Annotated in this window: 9 protein-coding genes; all 9 read right to left on the reverse strand. The window is 58.7% G+C overall.

Annotation, left to right across the window (positions count from 1 at the left end; genetic code table 11):
• Positions 1 to 135: 135 nt before the first annotated feature.
• The gene (gene ftsZ, locus CLV83_RS19965; protein ID WP_132296902.1) at positions 136 to 1,320 is read right to left on the reverse strand and encodes a cell division protein FtsZ; all 1,185 of its coding nucleotides are present in this window, start codon (positions 1,318 to 1,320) and stop codon (positions 136 to 138) included.
• A gap of 65 nt (positions 1,321 to 1,385) precedes the next feature.
• The gene (gene ftsA / locus CLV83_RS19970; RefSeq protein ID WP_132296905.1) at positions 1,386 to 2,654 is read right to left on the reverse strand and encodes a cell division protein FtsA; all 1,269 of its coding nucleotides are present in this window, start codon (positions 2,652 to 2,654) and stop codon (positions 1,386 to 1,388) included.
• The gene (locus tag CLV83_RS19975) at positions 2,644 to 3,468 is read right to left on the reverse strand and encodes a cell division protein FtsQ/DivIB (RefSeq protein WP_243642454.1); all 825 of its coding nucleotides are present in this window, start codon (positions 3,466 to 3,468) and stop codon (positions 2,644 to 2,646) included. Before CLV83_RS19975 ends, ftsA begins: the two co-directional genes overlap by 11 nt.
• 5 nt (positions 3,469 to 3,473) lie before the next feature.
• Entirely contained in the window at positions 3,474 to 4,430 is a 957-nt protein-coding gene (locus tag CLV83_RS19980) for a D-alanine--D-alanine ligase (protein ID WP_132296908.1), read from the reverse strand.
• Positions 4,423 to 5,829, reverse strand: coding sequence for a UDP-N-acetylmuramate--L-alanine ligase (gene murC / locus CLV83_RS19985; protein ID WP_132297398.1), 1,407 nt, complete (start codon positions 5,827 to 5,829; stop codon positions 4,423 to 4,425). The genes CLV83_RS19980 and murC overlap by 8 nt, the downstream gene beginning before the upstream one ends.
• 44 nt (positions 5,830 to 5,873) lie before the next feature.
• Entirely contained in the window at positions 5,874 to 6,950 is a 1,077-nt protein-coding gene (gene murG, locus CLV83_RS19990; RefSeq protein ID WP_132296911.1) for an undecaprenyldiphospho-muramoylpentapeptide beta-N-acetylglucosaminyltransferase, read from the reverse strand.
• Entirely contained in the window at positions 6,940 to 8,244 is a 1,305-nt protein-coding gene (gene ftsW, locus CLV83_RS19995; RefSeq protein ID WP_132296914.1) for a putative lipid II flippase FtsW, read from the reverse strand. Before ftsW ends, murG begins: the two co-directional genes overlap by 11 nt.
• Positions 8,235 to 9,590, reverse strand: a complete 1,356-nt coding sequence (gene murD, locus CLV83_RS20000) for a UDP-N-acetylmuramoyl-L-alanine--D-glutamate ligase (protein WP_132296917.1) — start codon at positions 9,588 to 9,590, stop codon at positions 8,235 to 8,237. The genes ftsW and murD overlap by 10 nt, the downstream gene beginning before the upstream one ends.
• Before the next feature lie 9 nt (positions 9,591 to 9,599).
• Positions 9,600 to 10,682: a phospho-N-acetylmuramoyl-pentapeptide-transferase gene (mraY, locus tag CLV83_RS20005; protein WP_132296920.1), complete on the reverse strand. Its 1,083-nt coding sequence runs from the start codon at positions 10,680 to 10,682 to the stop codon at positions 9,600 to 9,602.
• Positions 10,683 to 10,688 lie beyond the last annotated feature (6 nt).

The raw sequence follows: 10,688 nt of genomic DNA on the forward strand, positions 1-10,688 counted from the left end.
AACAAAACCCTGCTAGCCCCACCACTTTCGATCACTCTTTACCCAACTGTTTTCCGAACTCTTATTCAAACTCTGCTCTTAAAACAAAGTCTGCTCTTAAAACAAAGTCTGCTCTTCAAACAACGTCTGCGCCGCTCAATCCGCCTGGCGACGCAGGAAGGTCGGGATATCCAGTGCACCGTAGTCGCTGTCGCCCCGGCTTTTTTCACCGGACTGACGCTCAGACGGCTTGTCTACCAAGGCTTCTTCACGCTGACGTCGCAGAATGGTGGGCAGTTCGATCTGGTCAAGATCCAGGGATCCGTCCGCTTTGCGGCCGTTACCTGATTTGGAGTGAACCACTTTCAGCTCCTGTTCCGCATCGCGGTCCAGGCCTGTCGCTACTACCGTGACCTTAATATCTTCGCCCAGTTCCGGATCGATGACGGTTCCGACCACAATAGTGGCATCTTCAGAGGCGTACTCCTCGACAATGTTACCCACTTCGGTGAACTCACCCAGGCTCAGATCTTCACCGGCCGCGATATTCACCAGAATGCCGCTGGCACCCTTGAGATCGATATCTTCCAGCAGCGGGCTGCGGATCGCCGCTTCAGCTGCTTCCTGAGCACGATTGTCTCCGCGGGCGACCGCGGTGCCCATCATCGCCATACCCATCTCGGACATGACGGTGCGCACGTCAGCAAAGTCGACGTTGATCATACCCGGACGAGTGATCAGGTCAGCGATGCCCTGAACAGCGCCCTTGAGGACGTTGTTGGCTGCATTGAAGGCGTTGATCAGCGAGCAGTTCTTACCCAGCACCTGCATCAGTTTTTCGTTCGGGATAATGATCAGCGAGTCCACGTTTTCACGCAGCTCCAGGATCCCCTGCTCGGCGATCTTCATGCGCTTCTTGCCTTCGAACGGGAACGGCTTGGTGACCACCGCCACGGTCAGAATACCGAGTTCGCGGGCGATCTCCGCCACGATCGGTGCCGCACCGGTACCGGTGCCGCCACCCATACCTGCGGTGATAAACACCATGTCGGCGCCATTCAGGGTTTCCGCGATACGCTCACGGTCTTCCAGTGCTGCGGTACGACCCACTTCAGGGTTAGCACCTGCACCCAACCCCTTGGTCAGCTCACCACCGATGTGCAAAGACACCCGCGATGCCATGCGGCCCAGCGCCTGGGCGTCGGTGTTGGCGCAGATAAACTCAACACCTTCCACCGTATTATCAACCATGTGCTGCACAGCGTTACCACCGCCGCCGCCAACGCCGACAACTTTGATAACTGCACTCTGCTGGATATTTTCAATCAGTTCGAATTCCATATTCTTTCCTCCCGTCAGGGCCTGCGACTACCTTCCGGCTCCTGACATTAACCGTTTCAAAAAATTCAGAAATTACCCTGCAACCAGGTCTTGATGCGTTGCAAAAAGCCCAGCCCTGGCTGATTCGCTCTCGTCACATCGGCCTCCTGTTGAATCAGTTGCGGCGCCGCCGGACCGTGGTCCGCACGGGCGTAATGCAACAGACCTATGCCGGTTGCATAGATCGGGTTGCCCAGCAGATCTTCCATGCCTCTCACTCCCTGTGGACGGGCCAGCCGCACCGGCATATGGAAGATCTCTTCCGCCAGTTCAACAGCCCCCTCCATTTTCGACGTACCGCCAGTCAGAACGATGCCCGCCGCCGCCAAATCCTCAAACCCGCTACGACGCAGCTCCGCCTGCACCAGCGTGAACAGCTCCTCATAACGCGGCTCCACCACTTCGGCCAACGCCTGGCGGGAAAGATCCCGTGCCGGACGGTCTCCCACGCTTGGCACCTTGATCATCTCCTCCGGGCGCGCCAGCTGGGCCAGCGCACAGGCGTACTTGATCTTCAGCTGCTCAGCATTAAGGGTCGGGGTCCGCAACGCCATGGCAATATCGTTGGTCACCTGATCGCCAGCGACGGGAATCACCGCCGTATGACGGATAGCACCGCCAGTGAATACAGCGATATCGGTGGTACCACCGCCGATATCCACCATGCACACACCCAGATCCTTCTCATCATCGGTCAATACCGAGTAGCTGGATGCCAACTGCTCAAGTACCACCGCATCGACCTCGAGACCGCAGCGTCGGATACACTTCTCGATGTTCTGCACCGCATTAATCGCGCCGCATACGAGGTGAACCTTGGCTTCCAGTCGCACACCGGACATGCCCAGCGGCTCGCGAATCCCCTCCTGATGGTCGATCAGGTATTCCTGCGGCAGGATATGCAGGATCTTCTGGTCCGCCGGAATCGCCACAGCACGGGCCGCATCGATCACCCGCTCCAGGTCGTACTCCGACACCTCGCGATCCTTCACCGCAACGATGCCGTGGGAGTTATGGCTGCTGATATGGCTGCCGGCGATCCCCACGGTAACCGAGTGGATCTTGCAACCCGCCATCAGCTCCGCTTCTTCCACAGCACGCTGAATCGAATGCACGGTCGACTCGATGTTCACCACCACACCGCGCTTGAGTCCTCGCGACGGATGCGAACCCACTCCGACGATTTCGATCGCGCCGGTATCGGTTATCTCGCCCACCAGACACACCACCTTCGACGTGCCTATATCCAGTGCGACGATCATGTTGCTCTGGCTTACTTCCCCTCTATCCTGCATTTTCACTCTTCTCTTCGGCTCGCCAGCGTACGGCGATGCCGTTGGTATAACGAATGTCGACCTGCTCAATATCGCCAGCTCTTTCGGCCAACTGGAGCTGATAAACAGTCAGAAAGCGCTTCAGTCGCGGTATCAACTTGTCGCGACCGGCAACCACTCGGATGCCGTTATCCAGTTCGATGTTCCAGGCGCCTCGCGGCTCCAGGGTCAAACCAGTGAGTTTCATACCCCGCGCCGCAAACATGCGGTTAAGGTCGTGGAACTGCTCCATGATCCTGACCGTTTCATGGGCCGGTCCGTTCAACATCGGCAGGCTGGCATACTCGGGTTTCAGCTCCGGCCAAAAAATATCGCCCTGATTGTTGAGCAGTCCCTTATCACTCCAGCGCGCAACGGGAACTTCCTCCACCAGGTTCACCTTCAGCGCCGGAGGCCACTGACGGCTGATGGTCGCGTCATGAACCCAAGGGTTAGCGATCACTTGCTCACGCAGAGGTTCCAGATCCAGCTCAAGCATCGGCCGGTCCAGCGTTGCCGCGATCTCATTGGCGATCGCCTGCTTATCCAGATGCCGCGAGGCCCCCTCGATCTGAATCTCAGCCACCGGACCATCCAGCCAGCGCCAAAGATCCCGGGTCGCGGAGCTGAGAATTCCGCAGAACACCACCAGCAGCGTGATCAGCACCAGCGGCCGCCAGTACCAGTCACCATCTGCAGGCGCAGGTGCCGGTTCCGCTGCGCGAACAGCACCGCGCGCGGGCGCTGTTTCTAGCGCCTCCGGCGTACGGTTCTTCCACGGCAGCGTCATCAGCATGGTTGTTACCCCTGATCCCTGTTGGCGCCACGCAGTATGCGCACCACCAGTTCTTCAAAGCTGATACCGGCCCGCTTCGCAGCCATCGGCACCAGGCTGTGATCGGTCATCCCCGGTGCCGTATTCACTTCCAGCAGTTGGAAACAACCCTGCTCGTCAAGCATCACGTCGACACGTCCCCAGCCGCGGCAGCCCACAACCTGAAAGGCGTTTTCGACCAACTCTTTCAGTTCAGCCTCTTCGTCACTGCTCAGTTGCGTGTCGAACAGATAACGGGTGTCATCCGCTTCATACTTGGCATTGAAGTCGTAAAACTGGTGCGGCGTTTCAAGACGGATGATCGGCAGCGCCTGACCATCCAGCACCGCGACCGTGTATTCAGGACCGCTCACCCAGCTTTCCGCCAACACCGTGCTGTCATATCGCTGGGCATCGGTCACTGCTGCTACCAGCTCTTCCTCTGAGGTCACTCGCGCCATGCCGATGCTCGAGCCCTCATGGACCGGCTTGATCATCAGTGGAAAACCGAGCTGTTCTTCAACCTGCTTAAGGTCCGTATCGCTGTTGATAACGGCAAAAGCAGGGGTAGAAAGGCCTGCACCGCTGCACAGTTGCTTGGTACGCAGCTTGTCCATACCGATACCGGACGCGGTCACGCCACTGCCGGTATAAGGCTTGCCCAGCATCTCCAGCACGCCCTGGATCGTGCCATCCTCGCCACCGCGGCCATGCAGAATCAGGAAAGCGCGATCAAAATCTGCACTTACCAGTTGCTGCAGCGGGTCATGTCCTTCTCCACCCAGGTCGATGCCAAAGGCGTTCACTCCTGCGGCCTTCAACCCACGCAACACTTCCGCGCCGCTTTTGAGCGACACCGGGCGCTCGGCGGAAAGGCCGCCATATATCACTGCGACCCGACCAAACTGTTCAGCCTCAGCCGAATCGATGCGGAACTCACTCATGCGCACCTCCTGTGGATGACAGATCCCGCTTCGACAGATCATGGGAGATAGTCGTTACATTCCCCGCGCCCTGGGTCAGCAGCAGGTCGCCGGGCTGAAGCAGGGTTCGCAACGCATCCGGCAGCTCGTCGATATTTTCGATAAACACCGGCTCCTTGCCCCGCTGACGGATACTGCGGCACAGACTGCGGCTGTCAGCGCCTGGAATAGCCTCTTCACCCGCGGCGTAGACATTAAGCATCACCAATTGATCGACACCCTGGAGCACCTGCACGAAGTCCTCGTAAAGGTCACGGGTACGGGTATAACGGTGCGGCTGGTACACCATCACCAGGCGACGGCCCGGCCAGCCCTCGCGCACGGCGTTGATCACCGCCTGCACCTCACGAGGGTGGTGGCCATAATCATCGACAAGCGTTACCTCACCACCATCAACGGGTACCTCTCCGAGTACCTGGAAGCGACGCCCCACACCCTGAAACTGCTCCAGCGCCCGACAGATCGAGGCATCGTCGACACGCTCATCACTGGCAACGGCGATAGCCGCCAGCGCATTCAGCACGTTATGACGGCCCGGCATATTCAGCGTGACCTGCAGGTCTGCCTGCCCATCCGGGCGACGAACCCGGAAGCGGCTGCGAAACCCATCCTGCTCCAGATCCAGCGCCTGAAAATCGGCCTCGTCATGAAAGCCATAGGTCAGTACCGGACGGCCCACATCGGGCATTAGCTCCCGCACCACCGGATCATCGGTACACATCACTGCCAGGCCATAAAACGGCAGGTTGTGCAAAAAACTGATGAACGTCTGCTTCAGCTTGTTGAAGTCGCCATCGTAGGTGTCCATATGATCGGCATCGACGTTGGTAACGATCGCCACCATCGGCTGCAGATGCAGGAAAGACGCATCGCTTTCATCCGCCTCTGCCACCAGATAACGGCTGCTTCCCAACTGAGCATTGGTACCGGCACTGGTCAGACGACCACCGATAACGAAGGTGGGATCCTTACCCGCTTCCGCCAGGATCGATGCCACCAGACTGGTGGTGGTGGTCTTACCATGCGTTCCGGCTACGGCAATGCCATGGCGGTAACGCATCAGTTCCGCCAGCATTTCGGCACGGCGAACCAGCGGTATTCGGGACTCACGAGCAGCAACCACTTCCGGGTTGTCACCACCTACTGCCGTAGAGGTCACAACCACATCAGCACCATCGACATTTTTCTCGCCGTGGCCGATAAAGACCTGCACACCGAGACTCTCAAGATGCTTGGTGACCGCAGACTCACGCATGTCCGAACCGGTGATTCGGTAGCCCTGGTTCTGCAATACCTCGGCAATACCGCACATACCAACACCGCCAATCCCGACAAAATGGATCTGACGGATACGCCGCATTTCTGGCACTTCGTACTGCTTGATAGCTGCCGCTTCTGCCGGTTTCACTTCATTACCTCCACGCAGACCCGCGCCACCGTTTTACTGGACTCGGGTCTCGCCTGTGCCCTGGCGGCACTGGCCATTTTCAAAAGATTGTCTCGGTCGCCTAATTTTTTAAGCAGTTCCAGCAAGCTATCGCCGGTCAGCTCCGACTGGCGCACTCGAATACCGGCGCCCGCGTCGCTGAGAAAGCCTGCATTAGCGCTCTGGTGATCGTCGATAGCATGGGGCAGCGGCACCAGAATCGATGCGATTCCGGCGATCGCCAGCTCACTGACCGTCAGCGCGCCAGCACGACAGAGCACCAGATCGGCCCAGGCATAGGCCTCGTCCATTCGATCGATAAAAGGGACCACCCGGGCTTCAACGCCCTCTTTTTTGTAGGCAGCACTTAGCTCATCAATATTGCGCTTGCCGCTCTGGTGCCAAATCTCCGGCCGTTCGTTAACGGGCAGTTTTGCCAGGGTTGGTGGCAGCAGATCGTTGATCGGCTTGGCCCCCAAGCTTCCGCCCACAACCAACAGACGAAGCGGCCCCGTGCGCCCCGCAAAACGGGTTTCAGGCGACGCCACATTAAGGATCGGTCCACGTACCGGGTTGCCGACCACCTCGCCACGATCCTTGCCGTTGAAAGCACCGGGAAACGCCTGCAGCACCCTGGTCGCAAACCGCGCCGAAATCCTGTTCGTCGTGCCGGCTACCGCATTTTGCTCGTGAATCACCAGCGGTTTGCGCATCAGCCAAGCCATCAAGCCACCAGGACCAGAGGCAAAACCGCCCATACCGAGCACCGCATCCGGTTTGACCCGGTTAACCACCTTTAACGCTTGCCAGAGCGCCAGCATCAGACCGAACGGGGCCAGCAGTTGCTTGAGCCGACCTTTACCCCGAACACCACGCACATCGATGCAGTGCAGTTTGATACCCGCCTTGGGGACCACTTCAGCTTCTATGCCAGCGGCAGTACCCAGCCACTCAACGTCGATACCCTGGCTGCGCAGCTCGTCCGCCGTTGCCAGCGCGGGGAATACATGGCCACCGGTACCACCGGCCATAATCAGCACACGTTTAGCGGCCATGGTGAACCTCCCGACGAACTCGGTTTTCACCCGTCTTTGACCTCTGCCCCTTAGGGGCAGGCATATTCACGCGCATCCGCTTTAATTCGTAATCCACCCGCTGCACGATCGCGATCATGCCGCAGCACGCCAACAGGCTACTGCCGCCGTAGCTCAGCAGCGGCAGCGTCAGCCCCTTGGTAGGCAAAGCGCCCACGTTGACGCCGATATTGATCATCGCCTGTCCGGCAATAATGAAGCCGAAGCCATAGCTGATATAAGCCATGAAAAACTGTTCCTGCTTCTCTGCCTGACGACCGATCAGAAAAATACGTGCTACCAGCAGCGCGTAAAGCCCGCAGATCAGAAGTGCGCCGATCATTCCGAGCTCTTCGGCCAGCACCGAATAAACAAAGTCGGTGTGAGCCTCCGGCAGGTAGAACAATTTCTGCACGCTGTTACCCAGACCTTCGCCAAACCAGCCGCCACGCCCAAAGGCGATTTGCGCCTGAGACAGCTGGTAACCGGCACCGAAGGGATCAGCCCAGGGATCGGTAAAACTCTGCAGACGCTCAAGGCGGTATGGCTGCGCCACAGCGAGCGCGCCCACCAGCACGCCGGCAACGGCCACCAGAATAAAGAACTGGAAGGCACGCATACCGCCGAGGAAGATCATCCCCATAACCGTTCCCATCAGCACAACCGTGGCACCGTAGTCCGGCTCCATAATCAGCACGAACACGTACAGCGCCAGCGGGAACGCCGGCTTGATAACGCCCCACCAGCTGGTGCGCACTTCACCCAGACGACGCACCAGGTAGCCGCCGAGGAACAGCACCATGCACACCTTGGCGATCTCCGAAGCCTGAAGGTTGATCGGCCCCAGTCCGATCCAGCGGCGGCTGCCGTTAACTTCGCGGCCAATCCCGGGGATCAGCACCAGCGTAAGCAGAACAAGCCCTACGAACAGCAGAGCTACGCCGTATTTTTCCCAGAAACGGATCGGGATCATCGCGGTGACCAGCGCCCCGATCAGCGCCAGCACCATGAAGCTGCCGTGACGGACAATAAAGAAATCCGCCGAACCAAAATTCTTTGCCGCCACATCCATGGATGCGGAGGTAATCATTACAAAGCCGGTCAGCACCAGTGCTACCGTCGCCAGAAGCAGCCAGGGATCAAACGGCAGCGTCGCGCCGGTCTTGTGCGGCTGCGCGGAGTGGTCGCTGCTGAGCTGATCCACCAATGTGCTGACGCTGAACTTTTTCAGATCAACAATTTTCGGCACGGGCGGACGTGGCAGACTCAGTCGCATGTCAGCTCCTCCACCGCGGCCACGAAGGCATCACCCCGGGCGGGATAACCGGAGAACATATCAAAGCTCGCGCAGGCCGGTGACAGCAGCACGACGTCTCCCGCCTGAGCGATCTCATTCGCCTGAGCAACAGCATCCGCCATGCTGGTGGCAAAGCGATGCGGTACGCTATTTATCGCAGCCGCAATGTTGGGGCCATCCTCACCGATCAGAACCAGCTCACGACCAAACAGCCCCATCGGCTTTTCGAGCTCATCAAAGCTCTGGCCCTTACCCACGCCGCCAGCGATAAGAATGATCTTTTCGTCGCCCGCCAGCGTAGCGCCCAGGCCATTCAATGCGGCCAGTGTCGCACCCACGTTGGTGCCCTTGGTGTCGTTGTACCATTGGGCACCGCATTTGCTCGCTACCCACTGGCAACGGTGCTTCAGTCCGGCGAAGCTTTTCAGTGCCTCAAGCATCGACGCCATCGGCAGCCCCACGGCTTCTCCCAGTGCCAGCGCGGCCAGCGCATTGGCCTGGTTATGACTGCCGCGAATTTTCATCTCGCGCACATCCAGCAATGGCTGCATACCTCGAGCCAGCCAGGTAACGCCCTGATGCTCCATCAGACCGAACTGATTCAGGTCCGGCTTGGACAGACCAAAGCTGCGGATCTTGGTCCCGGTGGCGACCAGGGGCTGGGTCAGCGCATCGTCACGGTTAGTAACTGCGCAGCCGCAGCCCCGATAGATACGATGTTTCGCCGCGTGATAACCCTGGATCGAATCGTAGCGATCCAGGTGATCGGGGCTAATATTCAACACCGTTGCCGCCGCTGCACGCAGATCGTTGGTGGTTTCCAGCTGAAAACTGGAAAGCTCAAGCACGTAGAGTTCCGCGCTATCATCAAGCAGATCCAGCACCGGCGTACCCAGGTTGCCGCCAACCCTTACATTGAGGCCGGCGGCGAGAGCCATTTCTCCCACCAGGGTGGTCACCGTGCTCTTCGCATTAGAGCCGGTAATGGCGACGATCGGTGCCTTCGCCTGCTGGCAGAACAGATCAATATCACCGCTCAGGCGCACGCCACGCTCAACGGCCTGCCGAATCGCGGGATCAGCCTGACCGACGCCCGGACTCAACAGCATCTCCGATGCCTGACTGAGAAGGTCCGCATCCAGGGCACCGCAGTAGAGCGGAACACCCGGAAACTGACGACGAAACTCTTCCGCTGCCGGCGGATTGTCGCGGGTGTCACAGGCAAAGAAGGCCAGGCCACGGGCAAACAGATAGCGTGCGCATGCCATCCCGGTCTGTCCCAGACCGATGACCACACGTTTGTTATCTGTCGCTATCAGACTCATCTTCTTGCCCTATCGAATTTTCAATGAAGCCAGACCGATCAGCACCAGCACCACGGTGATGATCCAGAAACGCACGATAACGCGCGGTTCAGGCCAGCCTTTAAGCTCAAAATGGTGATGGATCGGCGCCATACGGAAGATGCGACGTCCGGTCAGTTTGAACGACGCGACCTGCAGAATCACCGAGACTGTTTCCATCACAAAGATGCCACCCATGATCACCAGGACCAGCTCCTGACGCACGATGACGGCGACCACACCCAAGGCGGCCCCCAGGGCCAGAGCACCGACGTCACCCATAAACACCTGGGCCGGATAGGTGTTAAACCAGAGGAAGCCAAGTCCCGCGCCGACGATGGCGCCGCAGAAAATAATCAGCTCGCCGGCACCGGCGACATAAGGAATATTCAGGTAGTTGGCAAACTGAACATGGCCGCTGAGATAGGCAAATACGGCCAGCGCACCACCGACCATGACCGTGGGCATGATCGCCAGACCATCAAGCCCGTCCGTCAGGTTGACCGCGTTGGAACTGCCGACGATGACAAAGTAGGTAAATACGATGAAGCCGATACCCAGCTCCAGCGTAAACTCCTTGAAGAAGGGTACGATCAGCGTGGTTTCAACCGCACTCTGGGAGGTCATGTAGAGCAGAATCGCAGCCCCCAGGCCACCCACCGATTGCCAGAGGTACTTCCAGCGGGCCGGCAGGCCGCGGGGATTTTTCTCGACCACTTTGCGCCAGTCATCGACCCAGCCGACAGCACCGAAGATCAGCAGCACACCCAGGGTGATCCAGACGTAACGGTTGCTAAGATCGCTCCACAGCAGGGTGCTGATCGCGATCGATAGAATAATCAGTGCACCGCCCATGGTCGGCGTACCCGCTTTGCTCAAGTGGGTCTGCGGACCATCGTCACGCACCGCCTGACCAATCTGCTTCAACTTGAGCTGACGGATCAATCGCGGGCCAATAAACAGAGACAGGCCGAGCGCCGTCAATACACCCAGGATGCCGCGCAGCGTGATATAGCCGAATACGGCAAACCCGCTGTAGAACTGGGACAGAAACTCGGTCAAAAGGAGCAGCATGTGTCG

The organism is Marinobacterium mangrovicola, from assembly GCF_004339595.1.
GTDB lineage: Bacteria > Pseudomonadota > Gammaproteobacteria > Pseudomonadales > Balneatricaceae > Marinobacterium_D > Marinobacterium_D mangrovicola.

What these genes read in the sequence shown, in the direction of transcription:
- mraY (WP_132296920.1), bottom strand. Translation starts at nt 10,682, where the DNA reads ATGCTGCTCCTTTTGACCGAGTTTCTGTCCCAGTTCTACAGCGGGTTT.
- murG (WP_132296911.1), bottom strand. Translation starts at nt 6,950, where the DNA reads ATGGCCGCTAAACGTGTGCTGATTATGGCCGGTGGTACCGGTGGCCAT.
- murC (WP_132297398.1), bottom strand. Translation starts at nt 5,829, where the DNA reads ATGCGGCGTATCCGTCAGATCCATTTTGTCGGGATTGGCGGTGTTGGT.
- CLV83_RS19980 (WP_132296908.1), bottom strand. Translation starts at nt 4,430, where the DNA reads ATGAGTGAGTTCCGCATCGATTCGGCTGAGGCTGAACAGTTTGGTCGG.
- ftsA (WP_132296905.1), bottom strand. Translation starts at nt 2,654, where the DNA reads ATGCAGGATAGAGGGGAAGTAAGCCAGAGCAACATGATCGTCGCACTG.
- CLV83_RS19975 (WP_243642454.1), bottom strand. Translation starts at nt 3,468, where the DNA reads ATGCTGATGACGCTGCCGTGGAAGAACCGTACGCCGGAGGCGCTAGAA.
- ftsW (WP_132296914.1), bottom strand. Translation starts at nt 8,244, where the DNA reads ATGCGACTGAGTCTGCCACGTCCGCCCGTGCCGAAAATTGTTGATCTG.
- ftsZ (WP_132296902.1), bottom strand. Translation starts at nt 1,320, where the DNA reads ATGGAATTCGAACTGATTGAAAATATCCAGCAGAGTGCAGTTATCAAA.
- murD (WP_132296917.1), bottom strand. Translation starts at nt 9,590, where the DNA reads ATGAGTCTGATAGCGACAGATAACAAACGTGTGGTCATCGGTCTGGGA.